This is a genomic window from Enterococcus sp. DIV1206 (assembly GCF_051712485.1).
Taxonomy (GTDB): domain Bacteria; phylum Bacillota; class Bacilli; order Lactobacillales; family Enterococcaceae; genus Enterococcus; species Enterococcus faecalis.
This window is the reverse complement of the sequence record NZ_JBIOOZ010000001.1, coordinates 2,599,312-2,620,547: the sequence shown is the minus strand read 5'-3', so window position 1 is coordinate 2,620,547 and position 21,236 is coordinate 2,599,312. Positions and strand designations below refer to the sequence as shown.

Sequence of the window (21,236 nt, the reverse complement as noted above, 5' to 3'; positions counted from 1 at the left end):
AGGAGTGAAACGTTGTGGTAACTGTGTTATTTGTTTGTTTAGGCAATATTTGTCGCTCGCCAATGGCAGAAGCGATTTTTCGTCAGAAAGTCCAACAAGCTGGTTTAGAATCGACTATTCAAGTATTTTCAGCAGCTACTAGTCACTGGGAAGTTGGCAGTCAGCCACATAAGGGAACCAGAAAAATTTTGGAGCAACAAGGAATTTCCTATCAAGGAATGCGGGCAACACAAATCCAGCCAAGTGATTTTAAAAAATATGACTATATCATTGGGATGGATGCGAATAATGTGGCAGATTTAAAAGCATTAGCTCCTCAAGAAGAGCAACGGCGGATTCATTTATTTATGGAAGTTGTGGCTGGTAAAGAAACCATGGACGTACCTGATCCTTATTATACTGGTGATTTTGAGGAAACTTACCGCTTAGTGGAAGCAGGTACCTCAGAATGGTTGAAAAAAATAAAAGCACAGCTGAAAGATTAGGACTATAGTCCGATAGTACTTTCTGTTTCCCCTTGGTACAATAGTGTTAACAAATTGTTCAGGGAAAAAGAGACAGGAGGGAAGTAAGATGAACAGTAGTTATTTATCCTATGTTTTTGAATTGAGTTTGTATTATTTATTGTTGATAATGAGTCTGCCGCTAGTGTATGCTGTCACGTATCATTTATCTTTTAGTAGTATGTATACAAGTGAATGGTTAATGATCTCTGTCTTCTTATCTCCGTTAGTTTTATTGTTTGTAGGTATCCGTTATGGTTTTGCTCGTCTGAAACAGCAAGAACGTCAAGCGATGAAATAAAGCAAAAAATCCTTGAAAAGTGTCAAAACTTTTCAAGGATTTTTTTATTAAGCCACCCAATCGGCTAAGGTTTTTTGCTCCAATTGGAAAGCCTTCAACATATCGTCGTTGGCGTCTTTAATAGGCGTCGTTGCTGCTAATGTTCCTTGAACAGCAATTCGCGTCGTTGCTTGTAAATCGCCACAGGTAATTAAGGTAATCATATTTTGACCAGGAACGTCATCAATTAACTCAACACGGGTTGGTTCGATTTTTTCTACAGAAGTTATTTTGTATGTATAAACAGTAGATAAATCAGTGATATAAATGAGTTCGTCTTTTTTGGTTCTTTCTAAAGGTGAAAATAAGGAAACGCCATCTTCCGTTCGATGACTAGCCAAGGCATAATTGTTTTTCCCCATGACTTGATCTTCTTTCATGGTCCCGGCACCAGTTAATAAAGCGACATTTGACAATCCTTTAAAAATAGGCAAATTAATTTCGACACTTGGTATCGCAATGGCACCAATCACAGGTAAGTTTTTGTTTTCAAATTGGGCTTTCATCACCGCTTCTGTGCTCAAGGACTCAACTGAATCAAAGTCAAACGTTGTTTCACGAGCCATATTTTTCTTCACATCAGCTGGTTTCAACTTGCTAACGGCGTACGAGCGGCTATTTTGTTGAACCACCCAACTACGTATCTGATTGTTAAAAATTAAGGCCAAGCCAATGATAAATAGTAAAACTAATAAGCTGTTGATTAACCAATTTTTTCCTCTTTTTTTCTCTTTTGGGCGCATATTCTCCCTCCTTTTAATGTATCAAGTTTACCACAATTTATTTGAAAAACCTATTTATTTTCTTTGGGGAATAGGTAAGCAGACCGGACCTTGATTTAATAAAAAACAACTGAATCGATTGATTTTTCAAAAAAATCCTCATTTTGTAATGGAATTTTAAAGTAAAAGAAACAAGCTTTTCTTTTGAAAATATTGTAAAATGGTAAGGAGGCTAGTAGAGGGGAGATGGGAATTTGCTTGATTTAATTTATGTACATATAGATGTAACCAGCAATGCGGTTTTATCTAAAGGAATTACCCATTCCGATTTTGTTCGTTCAATTGTGCATCATCCACAGAACTTACTATTATTAGATCCTTCTGCCGAAGCTGGCGAATACGATATGCATTCAGGCTTGAAAATTATTCGTGGAGAAGAAAGCGTCAATCGCTATTTTCAATCGCTACAACGTCGTTGGATGACTGAAGAAATTAAATGGATTGACTTTTCCGATGTGACGATGCTAAAAGAGCTAACGCCATTAGAAATTTCGGAACTTCTTTATTTTGGACACATGAAGAATAGTTTGCATTCGCCTTTCTTTTATAAGCTACAAAATGATTTTGTCTTTTTTGAATTTGCAGATCAGATGACGCGTGTCTATTATCGTTATATTGATGAATTTTATCGAATCTTTGCTGATAAAATTACACGTGTTGTTTTAGAGAAAGTGAATCAGAAAAAGGCCTTCTTTAAACGAAATACGCCTGTCGAAAAATTAAGTCCTGAATTACTTAAAAATATGAAAGGTATCTTGCAAGAAGGTGTTATTTTTTGCTTCCAACAAACGGAAGTGGATAAAGAAGAATATCGGATTCCTATTTACTTGGTGGAAGATTCACTTAGCAAGATGAAAAATACCTCTTACCAAAAAGAAGAAATTTTGGCAACGCTTGTCTATAATAGTGAAAAACGCATTTGGCACATTGAACAAGAGAATGATTTCGGTGAAATTTTTATGTTGGCCCATGAAGGCTGAGAGAGCTCTAACTTTATCAACTAAAGTAGGGCTCTTTTTGTAGCTATGATTTGGATGAGAAATCAAGTATAATAAAATGATAAAAAGGAAAGAAGGTTGTTTAATGAAAAAAATACTCTATGGCGCTCTGACTGGTTTTGCCCTCTTTTTGGTAGCTGGCTGTACACCCAAAACGCCTACTGCTGTTTCATCAACAAATGAACAAAAAGAAACAGCAATATCAACTAGTGAAACAAGTTCATCCGTACAACAAGAAGCAACGACGACAACAGAGAAGACAAGCGCGGTAGCTGTCTCTTTAGAAAAAGTAACGACAGCATTTGAGAAAAAATATCCAGAAGCTAAAATAACAAGTCTGCAGTTAGATACAGATTTTGGCCGTTATTTTTATGAAATAGAAGGCGTGGATCAGCAAAAAGAATATCAAGTTGAAGTGAACGCAGAGACTGGCGAATTCACAAAAGAAAAAGTCGAAACCTTGGATGCCGATGAACAAAATGGCGTTAAAATGCAAGAAGAGGCACTTGATTTAACAAAGATCATTTCCAGAGAACAAGCCACAACCTTGGCTGAAAAAGAAGCGAAAGTCGGCCAGGCAACAGATTGGAAGTTAGAGAAAGAATTAGGAATCACCTATTGGGAAGTGAAAGTGAAAGAGGGCCAACAAAAAATAGAGGTAAAAATCGATGCTCATTCTGGTAAAATTTTGACAACTGAGCGGGACGATTAATGGATAAAAAGTAGCTGGCATGCGTTTGAGTAGGAGCTGATTCCCTTAAACGTTGGTCCAACTATTTTTTGCTTGTTCGACAAACGTGTTTTTCTAAAGTCCCTATGGTAAAATAACGATGTATTAGTGGTTGAGAGCGTCAGAACATAGGAGGAAATTTGTTTGGCTAGAAAAATGGATTTACGTATTTGGGTAGAAGGAACAGTCGTCGCAGCAATGGCAATGGCCCTCTCTTTTTTACCGATTGAATTTGCCAATAGTGGCTTGGACCTATCGTTGGGAATGGTTCCATTAGTTCTTTATTCGTTTCGTCGTGGGTTGCTTCCTGGAGTTGCAGCAGGCTTTGTTTGGGGCATGTTAAATATTATTCTCGGTACAGCCATGAAAAATTTCTTGTCCGTTCCACAGATTATTTTTGAATATCCCTTTGCTTTTGCGTTTGGAGGAATGGGTGGCGTATTCGCTAGAAAAATTCAACTGTATTTTCAAGCGAATCGTTTAAAATCAGCCATTCGTACGATTATTTTAGGAAGTGTTGTCGCAGTCTTCGCCCGCTGGTTTTGGCATTTTTGGGCGGGCGTATTGGTTTGGGGCATGTATGCACCAGAAGGGATGAGCCCATACCTCTATTCTTTTGTACTAAACGGTACGAGTACCGTCGTCAATTGTTTGTATGTAAGTCTAGTTCTAGGCTTATTGGCAAAAGTAGCACCGCAATTATTTGTTCCTAAGAAATAAGTTGAGTCCTAAGTCAGAAGTTTCATGGGATTTTGACTAAAGTCATAAATAAAAGAAACCACCAACCTGCAATCGCCAGGGTTGGTGGTTTCCATTTATTTTATAAAGACTTCAATATTCTAGTGAATTTGACGTTGGTGACGATTGGCTAACGTGCTGACTTTCATGACAGAAGCAACAGGAATCATGCGCAACTGTTGTTCATCCGTTTGTAAACGAACGACGATATTGTCCGAAATATTTTTTGAGACAATCCAGCCGATCACCGTTTCGAATTTATGCGCTGTAGGGACTTCTTTCAATTGTAAGACCACTAAGGATTTTTGGGCGGCAGCGACTTGGAGCTCTTGTAAAAGCGCACTGCGTTCCTTTTCTTTATTCTTTTGATCTTGAGAATCTTCTAAAAATGCCGAAAAGAAATGTTGGGAAGAGAGCGTAATCAGTTTAGAAATGCTCTTGATGGTAGCTTTATGTTGATCCATTCTTCTGCCTCCTTTACGAATAAAATAGAATAAAACTCAAATGACTAATTACCTGTATTTTACCTAATTTTGTGATAAAATTCAAGAAAATATGTTCGCCTTCAATAATTATGAGAATTTACCAACGTTTCTGTTTTTCGAAAAAGAAAGTAGTATAATGTGTGAGCATATAAGAAATACATAAGATTATCGGATGTAGTCAATAGATAGAAAAGGATGAATAGTATGTCAAAAAAACCATCAGGTTACCAAAAAAAAGTTCTCACGGTGTTGTTGGTATCGTTTGGCTTTGGCGGGTTGTTAGCGCAGTTTTCGCCGATGAAATCAGGTGGGTTTTCAAGTTGGTTTGATGATTCATATGTTAAAGCTAGTGCTGAATCAAGTAAAACAAAAGAACCAGCACCAGTTAAAATTGAGAAAAAAGTCAAACCTTTAAGCTATGGACAACAGGTCAATCAAGAAATTGAAAAGAAGCAATATGATGGACATCTGGATTTGCCGTTAGAATTGCAGACAGATGCTAAATGGAAAGACACCGCGTACGGATTTGGCAATGTAGATAAGCCGAATACAATCGAAATTAATGGCTGTGCGATTGTGTCGCTTGCAATGGTTGGTTCATACATGGATCACCAAGAAGTTACCCCTCTGGATGTGTTAGCTTGGGCAAAAAATGACTTCTTTATGGAAGGACAAGGGACGGCGTGGTCTATTTTTAGTGCATATGCTGAAATGAAAGGCTATAACTGTCAAGAAATTGGGGATATTGAAACAGTGGCAGCTTTCTTGAAGGAAGGTCATCCAGTCATTATTTCTGTAAAACCGGGCTATTTCACTACAACTGGTCACATTATGGTGATGAGTGGTGTGGATGAAAAAGGCGATTTCTGGATTAATGATCCAAACGATTCAGAAGAAAAGGGCCATTCAAAACGGACATTTACAGCCGAAGAAGTGATGAATGAAGCGTTAAACTTCTGGGCATTTTATTAGGAATAAGAAAAGGTGTGGAACAACAGGCAGTACCCTTTGTTCGCATCTTTTTTAGCAAATAAAAGGAGGCAGGACAATGGAGCGATGTACTTGGGCAACGAATACAACTGAAGAGATGCAAGCCTATCATGATGATGAATGGGGACGTCCAGTTCATGAAGAGCAACAGTTATTTGAGTTATTGACCTTGGAAAGTATGCAAGCGGGCTTAAGCTGGGCGATTATTTTGAATAAACGAGAAACGCTCAGAGCAGCTTATGATGCGTTTGATTATCGGAAAATTGCGCGATATGATGAGGAAAAAATTTTAGCTTTACTAGCAAATCCTGGTGTGATTCGTCATCGTTTAAAAATTCAAGCGACCATCACGAATGCGCAAGTTTTTCAAGAAGTTCAGGCAGAATTTGGGTCCTTTGATCGCTACCTCTGGAACTTTGTCGATCAGCAACCAATCGTTAATCACTGGCAGCACCCAGAAGAGGTTCCAGCCTCCACGGAATTATCGCAACAGATTAGTCGAGCGTTAAAAAAACGAGGATTTAAATTTTTAGGTGCCACGACAGTCTATTCCTTTTTACAGGCGGCGGGTTTGGTGAATGATCATTTAGAAACGTGTCAGTATAAATAAGTATAGAAGAATTAAAAAGGAAGGAACTAGCAAAACGAATGGCTAGTTCCTTCCTTTTTTTGCAGTGATTATGGACACTCATTTAACATCGTTGAAACAGTTTTCGCCAACTTTTCTATTAAGAATAGTGCAGGTAGTTGGGACGTTACGTCTGCAATGGAACTTTTCTCGGTTGTTATATAGTAGGGGATCGTGACTGTTGAAAGTTGAGCAATCGTGCTTTTTTCACTATTTGTAATAGCAATTACATCAATCCCCATTTCGATAAAATAATCAATATTTTGCCGAACTTTTTGTGTTTCACCCGAAACTGATAAGGCGATAACACCCACTTTTTTAGCCGTTTCTTCGGATAATTTGCTAACGGGATGGGAAAAAAGGTGGGATACAGAAGCAGATAAATTGTAGATACTGGAAAAATAAATTTCACCAAATTCAGCTAGGACTTTGGACGTTCCTTCGCCAATAAAAAGAACAAATTCTTTTTTTGCCAGCAATTCCGCAGCTTGAACAATCCGTCCTTCTAATAATTCTTCTGATGAGCGTTGCAAAAAATGAATCAGCATTGTTTCATCTAAAGATTTTGGTTGGGCTGTTTTTTTTCGTTCGCTTAGATAATTCTTCAATTTAAATTTAAAATCTGTATAGCCTTCACACTCGAATTTTTGACAAAAACGCCAGATTGCCGTTTTACTGAAATGAATTTCATCTGCTAATTCTCGAATTGTCATATAAGGAACTTTTTCAATATTGTGGCTAATATACTTGTAAATCTCTAATTCTGTTGGATTTAATTGTGGATCATAGGTTAAAAACAGCATGCTGATCCCTCCTGTCATTTGTGAACGTAATGTCCTTTTTTAGGGACATGGTCTTATTTGTAGATTATAGCACTCAATCAGAAAACTAGCTATAAAAAAAGGCGTCACTTAGCTACAATCAATAGAGAAACAACTAAAAATTCATGAAACAGAAGAGAGAGTGGGGAAAAATGAGCAATAAAAAATTAATTATCAACGCTGATGATTTTGGTTACACGCCAGCGGTAACGCAAGGAATCATTGAAGCACACAAACGTGGCGTGGTTACTTCAACAACCGCATTACCAACTTCTCCTTATTTTTTAGAGGCCATGGAGAGTGCTCGAATCAGTGCACCGACTTTAGCTATTGGTGTCCATTTAACATTGACATTGAACCAAGCAAAACCTATTTTACCTCGAGAAATGGTTCCTTCCTTAGTAGATGAAGCTGGTTATTTTTGGCATCAATCGATTTTTGAAGAAAAAGTCAATTTAGAAGAGGTTTATAACGAATGGGATGCTCAAATTATTTCATTTATGAAAAGTGGCAGACGCCCTGATCATATTGATTCTCATCATAACGTTCACGGAAAAAATAAAAAGTTATTAGGCGTAGCTTTGGCACTTGCTCGCAAATATCAATTACCTTTACGTAACGCTTCAAGAAGTATTGAAACAAAAGACTATTTAGAGTTATATCAGGATGTTCGCACGCCAGATGAAATGTTGTACCAATTTTATGACAAGGCGATTTCAACTGAAACCATCTTGCAATTGCTTGATATGGTTGTTTGTAGTGAAGGAGAGGTCTTTGAAATCAATTGTCATCCTGCGTTTATCGATACTATTTTACAAAAGCAATCAGGGTATTGTATGCCTCGAATTCGTGAAGTGGAAATATTAACGTCTCAAGAAGTCAAAGAAGCGATTGAAGAACGCGGCATCTTGTTAGCCAATTATGAATCGCTAGCAATGTAAATCAAAGAAGCGTGAATAGCGTGTGAGTAAGTTCTTAATCAGAGCGCCTACTTACACGCTAAATTATTGAAAGAAAGAGGACGTACATGAGTAAAGAACAACCAATAAATCTGAATATCAGCGATTTTTTAAAAGTTTTCGCTGTAGCATCAGTTATTTTACAAACGGTTTTATCATACGTGTTGATACATTCTCCGCAAACGGAAGCAATGAATTCAATCGGTAGTTTTTACCGAATGTCTAAATATTCGGCACCCATGTTTATTTTTGCAATTATTTACAACATGGTGTTAAAGAGTCAAGCTGAATCGTATCTTGAATTTTTAAAGGAAAAATTTTATGAATTGGTGCTTCCTTATGTGGTATGGTCCAGTCTCTATCTATATGCTTTTCCTAGTTTACAACAACGAATGCCCTATGAAACGCCCCTAGGATTTCTAGGAAAAGTTCTCAGTGGTGATGGCGCGGCACATCTATGGTATGCCGTAATGATGTTGCAATTCCAATTATTTATGCCGTATTTTATTTGGTTGGCAACCAGAATTACAAAAAACAAAAAAGTGATTTTACCAATTGTCTTTTTTACAATCGGTGCGCATATCCTTTGGTGCTTCTGGTACCAGAAAATGATTTTTCCATATGCAGAAACTTCTCTTTGGTACTTAATAGATCGTTCAGGGCTTAGTTATCTCATTTATGGTATTTTCGGGGTCATCGCAGCGAAGTATCAAGGGGCAATTTTTACTTTCTTAAAAAAGACGAGGGTGGCGCTATTTTTGTTATTTCTTTTTATTTTTTGGCAGGCAGTCCAAGGGAATTTATTTGATGGAACACAGATGACACCGAACGATCTACCTTATTTGGATCTTCTTCAAAGTGCCTATAGTTTACTGATTATCGGGTTGGTTTTTTATTTGGGAACACAAGGAATAGCCAAAAAGATTCGTCTTTTACCAATGGTTAAATGGATAGCCACTTATGCGTATCGCAGTTATTTAGCGAATGTTTTTGTTTTTCAAGTGGTCTTGAAACTGGTCCATCCGTTTTTAACCAATCAACCAGTCAGCTTGGTTATTCTTGTGTTGTATATGGGTACATTTGTTGGCTCATTTGGGTTAACGGTTGTAATCGAGCATTTTTTCAAAAGCATATTTAAGTTGGGACGCCTTGTATCTGTATAGGGACATGTTCTTAAATAGAAATCATCGTCCAAAATCATGGGAAAGCATACTCAATTGTTACAAGAATTGTTACACTCTTTGAGGAATAAGTTCTGCTTATCCAATTAAATAGTAAGTTCAGTAAATAGTTAGGGGAGAAAGAATAAATGATAGGTCTTATTTTAACGGGACATGGGGTATTTTCAACTGGAATGCATCAATCAGTTAGTATGATTGCAGGAGAGCAAGCAAATGTTCAGGCGGTCCCTTTTTTCAATGATACAGGGCTTGATGTATTAGAGTCAAACATTCGTAAAGCCGTTGACTCTATGCTGGAGACGTGTCCAGCAGTGGTCATTTTAACTGATCTTTTAGGGGGTACACCGTTTAGAATTTCAATGACTGTCGCAAGTAATTATCAAAATGTTGAAGTGTTAGCAGGAACAAATTTACCGATGGTTCTTGAAGGGCTTGCATTACGCACAATCAGCACGAACGTAGAAGATTTTGTTTCAATGGTCACAGATTCAGCCAGAGACGGGATTGTTCATAAAAAACTAGAACAACCACAAGCAACTACTCAAGAAGAAGCAGACGGAATCTAACCAATTAGAAAAGAGGAGGAAGCACTATGCCGAATATTTTATTAACAAGAATTGATAACCGCTTGATTCATGGTCAAGTCGCAACACAATGGAACGGTTCTTTAGGCGCCAACTTAATTTTAGTCGCAAATGATGCAATTTATGAGGATACAATGCGCCAACAATTGTTAAACATGGCGGCCCCTGCAGAAGTACAAACCCGTTTTTTCTCCATTAAGAAAACGATTGAGGTCATTCATAAAGCCTCAGAAAGACAAAAGATTTTTCTGTTAGTTGATAATCCTGTTGATGCATTGCGCTTGGTATAAGGTGGTGTGCCAATCGAAAAATTAAACATTGGTAATATGCATATGGAAGAAGGCAAAAAACAAGTAGCTACCGCTGTTGCGGTTAATAAAACAGATGTAGACGCCTTTAAAAAGCTACAAGAATTAGGTGTTAAACTTTCGATTCAACGTGTCCCGTCAACGCCAGAAGAAAGTTTAGATGCATTATTTTCATAAAAAAGTAATGTTGGACAATAATTTTGAAGAGAAGAAGTGGGAAGAATGATTATTCAAAGTAAAAACGTATGGATTAACGAACAATTTCAACCAGCTCAAGTGGAAGTGTCAGAACAACGAATTGTTGCAATTCTACCGTACAATGAAAAAGCTGTCGACAAAGAATACGGAGAAAATCGCATTCTTCCAGGATTTATTGATATTCATGATCATGGTTGGCATGGTGGGGATGCCAATCATGCCAATCATGAATTTATCAAAGAGTGGCAAGCTTACCTTCCAGAAGAAGGGATTACAGCTTTTTTACCAACAACGTCAACCACATTTCCAAAAGACTTGGAACATTCATTTGAAGTGATTGGTTCATTTATTGAGGAAGACCAAGGAACCAACGGGGCACAAATCATAGGGATTCATGCGGAAGGACCAATGATTTCTGAAGAATTTCGTGGCTCTCATAATCCAGAGTTATTAGTAAAACCTTCCGTAGAGACATTTAAAAAATGGCAAGAGTTAGCAAAAGGGCACATAAAATTAATGACGTTGGCACCAGAAAATGATGTAGAGAATGCCTTAACTACATATTGTCATGAACATGATGTAGTCATTTCAATTGGCCATACGGCTGCGACCTATGAACAAGCAATGGCAGCTGTCGAAGCAGGTGCAAAAAGTTTTACCCATACGTTTAATGGAATGGAAGATATCAGTCACCGGAAACCAACCGCAGTAGTTGCTGCTTTGGATAGTAAAGAAACGTTTGCTGAAATTATTGCTGATGGGGTACATGTTGATTATTCATTAGTACGTGTGTTAGCCAAACTAAAAGGCAAGGACTATTTAATTGCTGTGACAGATTCTATCTGGGCCAAAGGATGTCAACCAGGCGTTTATCCAAAACCAGAAAAAGGGATCGAAATGGTTATTGATGAACAAAATGTGGTTCGTTTAGCCAATGGCAAGTTAGCTGGAAGTACGAACCATTTAAATAATATGGTTCGCAACCTTGTTGAAAAAGCATTACTTCCAGAAGTGATTGCAATTAATTCAGTCACGAAAAATCCAGCTCGTTTGTTGAATGTGAACGAATCTATGGGAGAAATCAAACTAGGGCTTTTAGGTAATTTTACAATTATTGATGAGAAATACGAAGTGCTAGAAACCTTAGTAAATGGTGAAACAGTTTATAAAAAGTAGACGAAGTCTAATAGGAGGAAAAAAATGTTAGTACAGGCAATTTTGGTAGGAATTTGGGCTGGGATAGCAGGGGTTGATAAGCTTGTCTTACAGACACATATTCATCGTCCGATTGTTACAGGGCTGATTGTTGGTTTAATATTGGGAGATGTCAACACAGGGTTAATCACTGGAGCAACGCTAGAGTTAGTTTGGATTGGTGCAGTAGCAATCGGCGGTGCGCAACCACCCAACGTAGTAATTGGGGGAGTTATTGGAACAGCGTTAGCAATTATCACAAAATCTGACCCACAAGTGACCGTAGGTTTGGCTGTTCCTTTCGCAGTTGCAGCGCAAGCGTTAATTACCTTGTTATATACAGCGATGTCACCAATTATGCATAAATTTGATGCTTATGCAAAAAAAGCAGATACAAGAGGCATCGAAAGAATGTCTAGTTTTTTACCAATCGTTTTATTCATTTGTTATTTTTTTGTAGTGTTTTTATGTATTTTCTTTGGTGCTGATAAAGCATCTAGTTTCATTTCTATTCTACCCGAATGGAGTATTCATGGCTTGAGCGTTGCAGGTGGTATGATGCCAGCAGTAGGTTTCGCCATGTTATTAAAAACGATGTGGGAAACATCCTACGTACCGTTCTTTATTTTTGGGTTTGTTATGGCTGCCTATTTAGGGTTAGATACATTAGCGGTTGCAGGTTTAGCTGTCGCAATTGCTTTATATGAATTTTACGCACAAAGAAATAATACAGTCACTGCATCAAATAATAATGGAGGGTTTGAAGAAGATGGCATCTGAAGAAACATATAATGATACGATATCCGAAAAAGTAATAACAAAAAAAGAGTTAAAAAAAATAATGTTCCGTTCGTATCTGCTACAATCTTCATTTAATTATGAAAGAATGCAAGCAGGCGGCTGGACCTACTCATTAATTCCAGGATTGAAAAAGATTCATCGTGATAAAGAAGACTTAGCTCTTTCTTTGGAAAATCATTTACAATTTATGAACACGAATCCACAATTGGTGACGTTCATGCATGGTGTGATTATTGCAATGGAAGAGTCAAAAGAATCACCAAAATCCATTCAAGCGATTAAAACAGCGTTGATGGGCCCGTTAGGCGGAATTGGGGATGCGCTATTTTATTTAACCGTTTTGCCGATTGCAGCAGCGATTGGTTCACAACTATCATTAGAAGGCAATATCTTAGGACCAATTGTTTTCTTGTTGTTATTTAATATTCCGTATATGGCTGCCAAAATTGGGTTAATTAATCTAGGTTATAAAATGGGTGTCAAAGCAATTTCAGTTTTAAGCGAAAGTACTAAAAAATTATCTCGTTCAGCAACAATTGTAGGAATTTCCGTGGTGGGCGCGTTGATTCCGAAGAGTGTACAATTAACGACAACTTTTGTTTTTCGCTTGAAAGATACTAAGTTAGACCTTCAAACACAATTGTTTGATACAATCATGCCCAATTTATTACCGTTAGTGTTTACGCTGTTTTGTTTTATTATGTTGAAAAAAGGACGCACGCCGATTGCTTTAATTATTTTTACTGTGATTTTTGGGTTGTTAGGTTCTTTAATCGGGATTATATAAAAAAGATTTGGAACAATAGCCAAAATCGCTATTGTTCCAAATCTTTTTCTAAATTTAATCGAGTGATTATTCTTTATACGCCCACTTGAAGTCGTATTTAGCACCTGTTGGATGATAAATAATTTCTTTCACGTTTGGTGCACGTAAGTGTGATTCTGCTTTTTGGTAAATTGGCACAACACCCATATCAGCAATTACTGTTTTTTCAGCGTTGATTAAATCTTCCCAGCGTTTTTCAGGATCGTTAACATCTGTAGTTTTGGACGCAGCAATGAATTTATCGTATTCAGGATTGCTGTAACGTCCACGGTTATTAGAAGTTGAGCTTTCTAATAAATCTAAGAAGTTAATTGGGTCTGAATAGTCGGCACTCCAACCACGAACAGCGATTTGGAAATCCCCTTTTAAGGTACGATCTAAGCGAACAGCCATAGGGACAGGCGTCACAGTTACTTTTAAGCCTTCCAAAGTATCAGATAGTGATCCTTGAAGATATTCGCCCATTTTTTTAGCGCCTTCAGAGTCGTCTACCATTAAATCAACCGTTAAGTTGGAAACACCAAGTTCTTGTTTCGCTTTGTTCCAGTATTCCACAGCTTTTTTCTTGTCGTATTTGACTAATTTGTCGCTGCCGGCTTCTTTAACAAAGTCTTCACCCGTTTTTGGTGATTTCGCGACATCCACAGGGACGAAGCCTTGTGAAGGAAGAGAGCCATTGGCTAAAATGTTTTTAGCTAATGAATCGCGATCGATGGCATAAGACATAGCACGACGTAAGTTTGCGTTGGTCAATGGTGATTTTTCATCTGCTTGATTCATTTCTAAATAGAAAGAAGAAGCGGCTTTTAATTGGACCAAGTCAGGCGAGTTTTGCATTTGTTGGGCCAGTTCGCCAGATAAATACGTATCATCCACTTCACCAGTTTCATAAAGATTTAAGGCAGTTGGGGCTTCTTTCACCACGTTGATAGCGACTTTATCTAACTTGACAGTCTCTTTGTCCCAATATTCTTCATTTTTAGTTAGAGACCATTTAGTATCTGTTCCGGGACCATCAAACTCAGTTAGCGTAAACGGACCATTGTAGACTGCTTTATCGCTACTCTTTGTATAATCTTTACCAAAACGTTCAACGATATCTTGACGTTGTGGCAAGAAAGAAGGGAAAGCCAATAAATCGTCAAAATATGGTGTTGCTGTTTCTAAAGTGATTTCCAATTCATGATCATTGATTGCTTTAATGCCCAATTCTTCTTTAGGTAGTTCCCCTTTAGAAATTTTTTCAGCATTTTTTACTGGTTCAAACATGTAGGCATATTCTGAAGCAGTGGCAGGATCCACTGTTCGTTGCCAACCGTAAACGTAATCTGCAGCAGTAACTGGTTTGCCATCAGACCATTTTGATTCTTCACGTAATTTAACTTTGTAAACTAAACCGTCTTCTGAAACAGTCGCTTTTTCGGCTGCACCAGCAGGCGCAGGTTTGTTGTCTTTATCTAAACGATAGATTCCTTCGTAGACATTATTTAAAGTGGTAAAACTCACTTCATCTGTCGCAAGGGACGGATCGGCACTAGGCATTTCTTGGGATTCAACCATTGTGTATACTTGGTTGTCGCTGCCGCCGTTGCTTGCTCCTTTATCGTCACTGCCACCGCCGCAGGCCGCTAAAGCTAAGCTTGATAATACAAGTAATGAAGTAAATAAAACAGATTTCTTCATTTGACACGCTCCTTTTCATTTTTAGCAATACTCTCAGTATAATGTAAAAATGAAAAGGAGAAATTAAAAAATCGTTAGAAATGATTATTCTTTTATCAATTTTTAAAAAATGTCTAATCTTTTTTATGAAAAAAGTGGACAAACGTTGATAAGTAAAGATTTGAGGTGATTTCTATACAGAAAACATTCGATTTTTGAGTATTTATTCATCATTGATTTGATTTTTTTGACATAAAATAAACATCCCTTTTACAAAAAACAAATGAGAAGAAAAAAAGATTGTTACAAAAGCAAATAAGTGCTTTTGTAACAATCTTTTTAATCTTTTAATCGTTGGATGTCAATGACAGTTCCTGTGTAGGCATCTGCAGTAAATTCGTATTGAACAATGCCGTCGTCTTCAATGCGGCAAATTCCTCCAGTATACGTTTTGGAGTGGATGGCGAATTTCCGCAAGGGCTTTTTCTCAAACTCAATCCACGAACCTTCAATCGGTCCTTCTTTTAAAAAAGCAGCTTTTACATTTTCTAAGACGAGATCAGCGGAGATTGTTTTTTTCTTATGGTAGAACAAGGTTGAGGCAATGCCGCCTACTAAACCAAGACCAACGCCTAGCGCTAAGCCGCCTTTAAAGTATGTCAACTCATTTTCTTCGTTCATTTGTATGACCTCCCTTGGTCGGTTTCTGCTTACTATTACTTTTGTCAGTATCACTCTTATTTTACCATAGAGAAGGGGCCGCTGAGAAATAAAAAAAGTTTTTCAATCATTCTTTTAGGGCATTCTCATTGTCACGTTTAAAAAGAGAAAGCGATGTGCATTTTCTAGTATTTGCGTTATAATAAGAGTGAAATCATATGAAAGGAGTACCTATTTTTATCGACAGGATAAAGTGACTTTTTAGAGAAAAAGTGACGCTTGGTTGGCGTAATTTCCAACAAATCAAAAGCAATAGGACATACATCTATGGAAGAAAAAACATTTCAACGAATCAAGGAATTAACTGAATTACAAGGAACCAGCGGATTTGAAGACGACATTCGCGCGTACATGAAAGAACATATCACCCCATTAGTGGACGATGTCCAATATGATGGTTTAGGTGGTATTTTTGGGATTAAACGTTCAAAAGTGGAAGCAGCGCCACGCGTAATGGTAGCAGCCCACATGGACGAAGTTGGCTTCATGTTAACTCAAATTAACGATAATGGTTTATTCCAAGTAGTTCCTTTAGGTGGCTGGAATCCCTATGTTGTTTCAGCACAACGTTTTACGTTAAAAACAAGTAAAGGGAACTATCCATGTATTTCTTCATCTATTCCGCCACACTTGTTGCGTGGTACGAGTGGTCAAAAACAATTAGAAGTCTCTGATGTGTTATTTGATGCAGGATTCTCTTCAAAAGAAGAAGCTGAAAGCTTTGGTGTTCGTCCAGGGGATTCCATTGTTCCACAAACAGAAACGATTAAAACAGCCAATGGCAAAAATATTATCAGTAAATCATGGGATAACCGCTATGGTTGTACGTTGGTATTAGATGCATTGGAAACGTTACAAAATGAAGAATTAGGCCACACATTAATTGCTGGAGCAAACGTACAAGAAGAAGTTGGTTTACGTGGTTCTAAACCATCTGTTCATAAATTTAATCCAGATATCTTCTTTGCGGTGGATTGTTCAGCGGCAGATGATATTCACACGAAAAAAGGGACATATGGTCATTTAGGTGAAGGAACGTTATTACGGATTTTCGACCCAGGTTTGATCACATTGCCTCGCTTACGTGAATATTTATTAGATACAGCTGCGACACACAATATTCCGTATCAATATTTTGTTTCTAAAGGCGGAACGGATGCTGGGGCAGCGCATACAACTAATAATGGTGTACCAAGTACAGTTATCGGCGTTTGTGGTCGTTACATCCATACGCATCAAACAATGTTTAGTATTGCGGATTATGAAGCAGCGCGGGAAATGTTGTTACAAGCATTACGTGGCTTGGATAAATCAACAGTTAATACAATTGTTTACGGAAAGTAGAGGATGTTTAAATGATTTATCCCAATTCATTAGAAGAACTAGCAACTTATGTTGAAAAAGGTAAAAATGTTTTCTTCTTTACTGCTGATTGGTGCGGAGACTGTCGTTTCATTAAACCAGTCATGCCTGAAATTGAAGAAGCATTTCCAGCGTTTCAATTTATCGAAGTCGACCGTGATCAGTTTATTGACGTGGCTGCCGAGTGGAATATTTTTGGTATTCCGAGTTTTGTCGTAATTGAAAACGGTCAAGAGTTAGGACGCTTAGTAAATAAAGATCGAAAAACAAAAGAAGAAATCAGTGCATTTTTAACTAGCTTAGGCTAATTTTCATGAACCAGAGGAACCATTAAATTAAGAGAGAATCAGCTGGACAAAAGGGCGTTCTGCGTAAGGATCCTAAATTCATTTTTGACTCTAGTTTCTTAGTCAAAGAAGCCTTTTAGATCAGCCTCCATCGGGAAGGTGACGAAAATGGAAGAACAAATGTATAAAAATATTCTTGTCGGCGTAGACGGTAGTGATCAAGCCAATTTAGCTTATGAACGTGCAATTGAGGTTGCTCGTCGAAACGGAAGCCGAGTCATTGTTGCAAATATTTTAGAAAATCAAGTGTATACAATGATGGGGTATTCGACGTTAAATGATCAATTAATTGATCAAGAAACAGCCGCTGCGGAAGAATTAATGGCCGATTGTAAAAAGTATGCTGAAAGTGTTGATTTTCATAATGTTGAAACAGTTACCATGTTCGGTTCACCCAAAGAAGTCATGAGTCATGAATTACCTGAAAAATACAATGTTGATTTAATTATGGTGGGACAATCAGGATTAAACGCAGTCGAACGTGTGGTCATGGGAAGCGTCAGTAGCTACATTATTCGTCAAGCCCCTTGCGATGTCTTAATTGTTCACTCTGAAGAAAAATAAGCAAAAAGAGTTATTGATTGAATAGAGAGTTGACCTAACGTTTCTTTTGTTTTTTCAAAGGATCAGCGGCTTGTCACTCAAAATTGAGGACTTGGAGAATAAGTCGTAGCGACATATTTTCCAAGTCTTTTAGTTTTTCGACAAAAAAGTATGCACAATGGGTCAATTTTTGATAAGATAAGACAGGAAAACGACAGAGGAGGAACAAAAATGATTTTTGCATATAACAAAGAACACGTTGGCGATGTCTTACTTGTCATCGTTGCGGACGATCAAGGGGCGGAAAACCAAGTAAAACGTGTCGGCGATGTGGCACGTGTAAGTTTAGTTGAGGCGCCAGAAACAGTGGTAGCTTGGAATATTTTTAATGCTTCAGCGCTTCTAGGTGACATTAATGGCACTGGCCAAGTGACTTTAACAGACGAACAAATCGAAAAAGTCAATACAGCGATTAAAGATGCGGGATTTTCAGAAACCCTTGAAAAAGACGACACCCCTAAAATTGTGGTCGGCTTTGTCAAATCATGTAAAAAACACCCAGATTCAGATCATTTATCTATCACACAAACAGAAGTAGACAACGGCGAAATCTTACAAATTGTTTGTGGCGCACCGAATATCAAAGCAGGACAAAAAGTAGTTGTGGCCAAACCAGGCGCAATGATGCCTGATGGTTTAATGATTTGGCCAGGGGTTTTACGTGGTGAAGAAAGTTTTGGAATGATTTGTTCAGCAAAAGAATTACGTTTACCAAATGCACCTGCTAAAAAAGGAATCTTAGAATTGCCTTTTGATGCAGAAGTTGGTTCTGCATTTGCGGTAGGAGAATAAAAGAAAGAAACGACCTGTTGTTTGAACAACAGGTCGTTTCTTTCTTTTATTGATTGCTGCGATTATTTTGTTGTGTTAAAGCTGATTTATCAATGGTTAAATCGATGGTTGCTTTCATTTCTTTAGAACCACGATAATAAGTCACTTCCATTTTATCGCCAACTTTTTTCTTGTAAAGCGCGCTTTGTAAATCTGTAGTAGAGCTTACGTCTTGGCCGTCAACTTTCGTGATAACATCGTATTTTTCCAATCCAGCCTTTTCAGCAGGGGTCGCTGCTTCAACGCCACGAACCACTACGCCAGTTTTTACAGAAGCTGGAATTTTTAAAATTTGTTCTTGTTGTTGTGAAGAGATACCTGTTAAATCAGACATCGTAATCCCGAGAGCTGGCCGCGTCACTTTACCATCTTTTTCTAATTGGTTGATAATGTTGACTACGTCATTACTTGGAATGGCAAAGCCCATCCCTTCAACGCTCACTTGACTAGTTGATTGCACAATTTTTACTGAGTTAATGCCAATGACTTGTCCTTCAATATTGATTAGTGGACCACCAGAGTTTCCTGGATTAATGGCAGCATCGGTTTGAATGGCATTAATATTGATGGTTTCACCAGACTCGTTTTTATTGGTAATATTTCTATTCACAGAAGAGATGATTCCTTGTGTGACAGAGTTAGCATAATCAGAGCCTAGAGGGGAACCAATTGCAATAGCAGGCTCACCGACTGTGATTTTACTAGAATTTCCAAACTCAGCGACTTGATCAACTTTGTCGGAAGAAATTTTAATCACGGCTAAATCCGTGTAAGCATCGGTTCCGACTAATTCGCCTTTCACTTTGGTACCATCAGATAAAACAACTTCCAATCCTTGCGCTTTATCTACGACGTGGTTATTTGTCACGACATAAGCCGTTTTACCATCTTTCTTATAAATAACCCCACTACCTTCACTGGCTGCTTCTAAATCGTTACCATTGTTGCCGGAAGAGTCTTGAGTACCTTCATTCCCACCGAACAATCCCCCAAAAGGATCATCTGCCGAAGAATTGTTGCTAGCACTTTGCATATTAATGACAGAAACCACAGAATTTTGAACTTTTTTCACGGCTTTTGTGACATCGCTAGAAACATTGTAACTCACATTGCTGACTTTTGTGTCGCCGTGATTAGTGGATGTCGTCGTCGCCGCATTATTTCCGCCGTTGGGTGTGGGAATAATCCCAGAATAAGCGCCTCCTAGAATAAGGGCGCCACCAAGTAAGCCGCCAGCTAAACCAATCCCAAATTTTTGCAATAAACTTTTTTTATCTGAATTAGGTGTAACATCTTTTCGTTGCATAAAATAACCTCCCAATAAGTGCATCTGAATTTTCTATATTAAGTATATCTGTTTCCTACTCCTTTAGTCTATCGAATAGCTTTGAATTTTTTATGAACAACTTAGGGAAAAATTACAGAAAAAATACGAATGAAAAAGTTATACACAGAAAAATGTGAACAAATCGGGAATAACTCTGTGTATAGTTTTTAAGAAAGTTATCCACAGAATGTGGATAATGTGGACAAATCAGTGGCGAATATGTGTTTGTATTGAAAAAGCTGTTAAATAAAGTAATTTTTTAGTTTGTTCTGTGGATAACTCTGTGTATATGTGTATAAGTATGTGGAAACGTTGTGGAAAGTAGCCAAACTTCGTGCTAAAATAAGAAAGAAGAGAAAACGAGAAAGTAGTGGAATAGGTGAAAATTAAACTAGTAACAGTCGGAAAACTGAAAGAAAAATACCTGATTCAAGGCATTAATGAATATCTGAAACGTTTAAATAGCTATGCCAAGATGGAAATCATTGAAGTACCAGATGAAAAAGCCCCAGAAAAACTCAGTGACGCTGAAATGCTTCAAGTCAAAGAAAAAGAAGGCCAACGTATTTTGGGGAAAATTAATGACAACGAATACGTCTTTGTTTTAGCCATTAATGGCAAACAATTATCTAGTGAAGAATTTTCAAAAGAAATTGAACAATTAGGGATTAGTGGCAAAAGTAATCTAACCTTTGTCATTGGTGGCTCCTTAGGTCTCAGTGATTCAGTCCTTCAGCGAAGTAACCAACAAATTTCTTTTGGCCGCTTGACTTATCCACATCAGTTAATGCGTTTGGTATTAGTGGAACAAATTTATCGCGGTTTTCGGATTATGAAAGGGGAACCGTATCATAAATAGGAAGTAGGCTGGTTGCTCAGTAAGTTCTATGAATCAAGTCATTGCTTGAAAAATATATGAAGTAAAATATCTTTAGTCTGTTTGTTTGATAGAAAATAAAAAAATTCAATCAAACTGGATTGAGAGAAACGTTACCGTTCAAACAATAAATAAAAATGAGAGGAATGGCAAAAAACAATGGTCATTCCTCTTGTTTTTTTTAAAATTGTCCGATTGTTGTGCCTCAGAAATAGGTTCAGCACCCATAATTATTATTTTAAAATGAGAAAAAATTAAGGGATTATCATAAAAATCAATGTTTTTAACGTGAAAAGTTGAATAAGCTCTTTAATGAAGAAAACGCTATTGACAGTAATTAAAAATTACCTTAAATTGAAAGCGTAAACATGTATAATATTTCATGTGACTAGGGAAAACTAGGCATGAAAAGTCTGTCTGAAGTAATTACTTTAGGTTGTC

24 protein-coding genes and 1 pseudogene are annotated in these 21,236 nt (G+C 37.5%); 19 read left to right on the top strand and 6 right to left on the bottom strand.

Annotation, left to right across the window (positions count from 1 at the left end; genetic code table 11):
* Nucleotides 1-14: 14 nt before the first annotated feature.
* Together IGK86_RS12985 and IGK86_RS12980 are read left to right on the top strand one after the other, a co-directional pair.
* On the top strand, nt 15-485 hold the full coding sequence (locus IGK86_RS12985) for a low molecular weight protein-tyrosine-phosphatase (protein WP_002378799.1): 471 nt from the start codon (nt 15-17) through the stop codon (nt 483-485).
* A gap of 88 nt (nt 486-573) precedes the next feature.
* Complete coding sequence (locus IGK86_RS12980; protein ID WP_438742553.1) at nt 574-804, top strand: hypothetical protein; 231 nt, start codon at nt 574-576, stop codon at nt 802-804.
* A gap of 47 nt (nt 805-851) precedes the next feature.
* Here the strand turns inward: IGK86_RS12980 and IGK86_RS12975 are convergent, their stop codons facing one another.
* Entirely contained in the window at nt 852-1,586 is a 735-nt protein-coding gene (locus IGK86_RS12975; protein ID WP_002354994.1) for a class A sortase, read from the bottom strand.
* Between the two features lie 233 nt (nt 1,587-1,819).
* Between IGK86_RS12975 and IGK86_RS12970 the strand changes: the two genes are divergently transcribed.
* The 3 genes from IGK86_RS12970 to thiT all read left to right on the top strand — a co-directional run bounded on the left by IGK86_RS12970 (nt 1,820) and on the right by thiT (nt 4,073).
* Complete coding sequence (locus IGK86_RS12970; RefSeq protein WP_002354996.1) at nt 1,820-2,605, top strand: hypothetical protein; 786 nt, start codon at nt 1,820-1,822, stop codon at nt 2,603-2,605.
* A gap of 76 nt (nt 2,606-2,681) precedes the next feature.
* Nucleotides 2,682-3,335: a PepSY domain-containing protein gene (locus IGK86_RS12965; RefSeq protein ID WP_016617013.1), complete on the top strand. Its 654-nt coding sequence runs from the start codon at nt 2,682-2,684 to the stop codon at nt 3,333-3,335.
* Nucleotides 3,336-3,497: 162 nt separating this feature from the next.
* On the top strand, nt 3,498-4,073 hold the full coding sequence (gene thiT / locus IGK86_RS12960; protein ID WP_002354998.1) for an energy-coupled thiamine transporter ThiT: 576 nt from the start codon (nt 3,498-3,500) through the stop codon (nt 4,071-4,073).
* Nucleotides 4,074-4,192: 119 nt separating this feature from the next.
* On the opposite strand, the gene IGK86_RS12955 is transcribed toward thiT, so the two are convergent.
* A complete protein-coding gene (locus IGK86_RS12955; protein ID WP_002354999.1) occupies nt 4,193-4,555 on the bottom strand; it encodes a hypothetical protein in 363 nt (120 codons plus the stop codon).
* A gap of 216 nt (nt 4,556-4,771) precedes the next feature.
* Here IGK86_RS12955 and IGK86_RS12950 point away from each other — a divergent pair, with 216 nt between their 5' ends.
* Both IGK86_RS12950 and IGK86_RS12945 read left to right on the top strand, forming a co-directional pair.
* Nucleotides 4,772-5,548, top strand: coding sequence for a peptidase C39 family protein (locus IGK86_RS12950; RefSeq protein WP_002372856.1), 777 nt, complete (start codon nt 4,772-4,774; stop codon nt 5,546-5,548).
* A gap of 76 nt (nt 5,549-5,624) precedes the next feature.
* Nucleotides 5,625-6,176: a DNA-3-methyladenine glycosylase I gene (locus IGK86_RS12945; RefSeq protein ID WP_002378947.1), complete on the top strand. Its 552-nt coding sequence runs from the start codon at nt 5,625-5,627 to the stop codon at nt 6,174-6,176.
* A gap of 68 nt (nt 6,177-6,244) precedes the next feature.
* Here IGK86_RS12945 and IGK86_RS12940 read toward each other — a convergent pair whose 3' ends face one another.
* The gene (locus IGK86_RS12940) at nt 6,245-6,997 is read right to left on the bottom strand and encodes a MurR/RpiR family transcriptional regulator (RefSeq protein ID WP_002365331.1); all 753 of its coding nucleotides are present in this window, start codon (nt 6,995-6,997) and stop codon (nt 6,245-6,247) included.
* Nucleotides 6,998-7,140: 143 nt separating this feature from the next.
* Between IGK86_RS12940 and IGK86_RS12935 the strand changes: the two genes are divergently transcribed.
* From IGK86_RS12935 to IGK86_RS12905, 7 genes and pseudogenes are all read left to right on the top strand, one after another.
* Nucleotides 7,141-7,956, top strand: a complete 816-nt coding sequence (locus IGK86_RS12935; protein ID WP_016617012.1) for a carbohydrate deacetylase — start codon at nt 7,141-7,143, stop codon at nt 7,954-7,956.
* A gap of 86 nt (nt 7,957-8,042) precedes the next feature.
* Nucleotides 8,043-9,137 (top strand): acyltransferase family protein, encoded by a 1,095-nt coding sequence (locus IGK86_RS12930; protein WP_016617011.1) that lies wholly within the window; start codon nt 8,043-8,045, stop codon nt 9,135-9,137.
* A gap of 146 nt (nt 9,138-9,283) precedes the next feature.
* The gene (locus tag IGK86_RS12925; RefSeq protein ID WP_002372860.1) at nt 9,284-9,721 is read left to right on the top strand and encodes a PTS sugar transporter subunit IIA; all 438 of its coding nucleotides are present in this window, start codon (nt 9,284-9,286) and stop codon (nt 9,719-9,721) included.
* 26 nt (nt 9,722-9,747) lie between these two features.
* A pseudogene (agaV, locus tag IGK86_RS12920) lies at nt 9,748-10,224 on the top strand (PTS N-acetylgalactosamine transporter subunit IIB).
* Nucleotides 10,225-10,269: 45 nt separating this feature from the next.
* Nucleotides 10,270-11,421, top strand: coding sequence for an N-acetylglucosamine-6-phosphate deacetylase (gene nagA / locus IGK86_RS12915; RefSeq protein WP_010823987.1), 1,152 nt, complete (start codon nt 10,270-10,272; stop codon nt 11,419-11,421).
* Between the two features lie 24 nt (nt 11,422-11,445).
* On the top strand, nt 11,446-12,219 hold the full coding sequence (agaW, locus tag IGK86_RS12910; protein ID WP_002365326.1) for a PTS N-acetylgalactosamine transporter subunit IIC: 774 nt from the start codon (nt 11,446-11,448) through the stop codon (nt 12,217-12,219).
* Nucleotides 12,191-13,027, top strand: a complete 837-nt coding sequence (locus IGK86_RS12905) for a PTS system mannose/fructose/sorbose family transporter subunit IID (protein WP_002396861.1) — start codon at nt 12,191-12,193, stop codon at nt 13,025-13,027. Before agaW ends, IGK86_RS12905 begins: the two co-directional genes overlap by 29 nt.
* Nucleotides 13,028-13,093: 66 nt before the next feature.
* On the opposite strand, the gene IGK86_RS12900 is transcribed toward IGK86_RS12905, so the two are convergent.
* Nucleotides 13,094-14,749 carry a peptide ABC transporter substrate-binding protein gene (locus IGK86_RS12900; RefSeq protein ID WP_002355011.1) on the bottom strand — a complete coding sequence of 552 codons (1,656 nt, stop codon included), beginning with the start codon at nt 14,747-14,749 and terminating at the stop codon, nt 13,094-13,096.
* A gap of 318 nt (nt 14,750-15,067) precedes the next feature.
* Nucleotides 15,068-15,409 carry a PepSY domain-containing protein gene (locus IGK86_RS12895; protein ID WP_002355012.1) on the bottom strand — a complete coding sequence of 114 codons (342 nt, stop codon included), beginning with the start codon at nt 15,407-15,409 and terminating at the stop codon, nt 15,068-15,070.
* 306 nt (nt 15,410-15,715) lie between these two features.
* Between IGK86_RS12895 and pepA the strand changes: the two genes are divergently transcribed.
* The 4 genes from pepA (at nt 15,716) to ytpR (ending at nt 18,552) form a co-directional block, all read left to right on the top strand.
* The gene (pepA, locus tag IGK86_RS12890; protein WP_002355013.1) at nt 15,716-16,792 is read left to right on the top strand and encodes a glutamyl aminopeptidase; all 1,077 of its coding nucleotides are present in this window, start codon (nt 15,716-15,718) and stop codon (nt 16,790-16,792) included.
* An 11-nt stretch (nt 16,793-16,803) separates the two neighbouring features.
* Nucleotides 16,804-17,118 (top strand): thioredoxin family protein, encoded by a 315-nt coding sequence (locus IGK86_RS12885; RefSeq protein WP_002355015.1) that lies wholly within the window; start codon nt 16,804-16,806, stop codon nt 17,116-17,118.
* 147 nt (nt 17,119-17,265) lie between these two features.
* Complete coding sequence (locus IGK86_RS12880) at nt 17,266-17,721, top strand: universal stress protein (RefSeq protein WP_002385249.1); 456 nt, start codon at nt 17,266-17,268, stop codon at nt 17,719-17,721.
* Nucleotides 17,722-17,931: 210 nt separating this feature from the next.
* A complete protein-coding gene (ytpR, locus tag IGK86_RS12875) occupies nt 17,932-18,552 on the top strand; it encodes a YtpR family tRNA-binding protein (protein ID WP_002361057.1) in 621 nt (206 codons plus the stop codon).
* A gap of 46 nt (nt 18,553-18,598) precedes the next feature.
* Here the strand turns inward: ytpR and IGK86_RS12870 are convergent, their stop codons facing one another.
* Nucleotides 18,599-19,897, bottom strand: a complete 1,299-nt coding sequence (locus IGK86_RS12870; RefSeq protein WP_002368406.1) for a S1C family serine protease — start codon at nt 19,895-19,897, stop codon at nt 18,599-18,601.
* Nucleotides 19,898-20,297: 400 nt separating this feature from the next.
* Between IGK86_RS12870 and rlmH the strand changes: the two genes are divergently transcribed.
* Nucleotides 20,298-20,777 carry a 23S rRNA (pseudouridine(1915)-N(3))-methyltransferase RlmH gene (gene rlmH, locus IGK86_RS12865; RefSeq protein ID WP_002355021.1) on the top strand — a complete coding sequence of 160 codons (480 nt, stop codon included), beginning with the start codon at nt 20,298-20,300 and terminating at the stop codon, nt 20,775-20,777.
* Nucleotides 20,778-21,236 lie beyond the last annotated feature (459 nt).

Excerpts from the sequence above, each read along its gene's own strand:
- IGK86_RS12980 (WP_438742553.1), top strand. The coding sequence starts at position 574 with ATGAACAGTAGTTATTTATCCTATGTTTTTGAATTGAGTTTGTATTAT.
- IGK86_RS12975 (WP_002354994.1), bottom strand. The coding sequence starts at position 1,586 with ATGCGCCCAAAAGAGAAAAAAAGAGGAAAAAATTGGTTAATCAACAGC.
- IGK86_RS12965 (WP_016617013.1), top strand. The coding sequence starts at position 2,682 with ATGATAAAAAGGAAAGAAGGTTGTTTAATGAAAAAAATACTCTATGGC.
- IGK86_RS12955 (WP_002354999.1), bottom strand. The coding sequence starts at position 4,555 with ATGGATCAACATAAAGCTACCATCAAGAGCATTTCTAAACTGATTACG.
- IGK86_RS12950 (WP_002372856.1), top strand. The coding sequence starts at position 4,772 with ATGAATAGTATGTCAAAAAAACCATCAGGTTACCAAAAAAAAGTTCTC.
- IGK86_RS12945 (WP_002378947.1), top strand. The coding sequence starts at position 5,625 with ATGGAGCGATGTACTTGGGCAACGAATACAACTGAAGAGATGCAAGCC.
- IGK86_RS12940 (WP_002365331.1), bottom strand. The coding sequence starts at position 6,997 with ATGCTGTTTTTAACCTATGATCCACAATTAAATCCAACAGAATTAGAG.
- IGK86_RS12935 (WP_016617012.1), top strand. The coding sequence starts at position 7,141 with ATGAAACAGAAGAGAGAGTGGGGAAAAATGAGCAATAAAAAATTAATT.
- IGK86_RS12930 (WP_016617011.1), top strand. The coding sequence starts at position 8,043 with ATGAGTAAAGAACAACCAATAAATCTGAATATCAGCGATTTTTTAAAA.
- IGK86_RS12925 (WP_002372860.1), top strand. The coding sequence starts at position 9,284 with ATGATAGGTCTTATTTTAACGGGACATGGGGTATTTTCAACTGGAATG.
- nagA (WP_010823987.1), top strand. The coding sequence starts at position 10,270 with ATGATTATTCAAAGTAAAAACGTATGGATTAACGAACAATTTCAACCA.
- agaW (WP_002365326.1), top strand. The coding sequence starts at position 11,446 with ATGTTAGTACAGGCAATTTTGGTAGGAATTTGGGCTGGGATAGCAGGG.
- IGK86_RS12905 (WP_002396861.1), top strand. The coding sequence starts at position 12,191 with ATGGAGGGTTTGAAGAAGATGGCATCTGAAGAAACATATAATGATACG.
- IGK86_RS12900 (WP_002355011.1), bottom strand. The coding sequence starts at position 14,749 with ATGAAGAAATCTGTTTTATTTACTTCATTACTTGTATTATCAAGCTTA.
- IGK86_RS12895 (WP_002355012.1), bottom strand. The coding sequence starts at position 15,409 with ATGAACGAAGAAAATGAGTTGACATACTTTAAAGGCGGCTTAGCGCTA.
- pepA (WP_002355013.1), top strand. The coding sequence starts at position 15,716 with ATGGAAGAAAAAACATTTCAACGAATCAAGGAATTAACTGAATTACAA.
- IGK86_RS12885 (WP_002355015.1), top strand. The coding sequence starts at position 16,804 with ATGATTTATCCCAATTCATTAGAAGAACTAGCAACTTATGTTGAAAAA.
- IGK86_RS12880 (WP_002385249.1), top strand. The coding sequence starts at position 17,266 with ATGGAAGAACAAATGTATAAAAATATTCTTGTCGGCGTAGACGGTAGT.
- ytpR (WP_002361057.1), top strand. The coding sequence starts at position 17,932 with ATGATTTTTGCATATAACAAAGAACACGTTGGCGATGTCTTACTTGTC.
- IGK86_RS12870 (WP_002368406.1), bottom strand. The coding sequence starts at position 19,897 with ATGCAACGAAAAGATGTTACACCTAATTCAGATAAAAAAAGTTTATTG.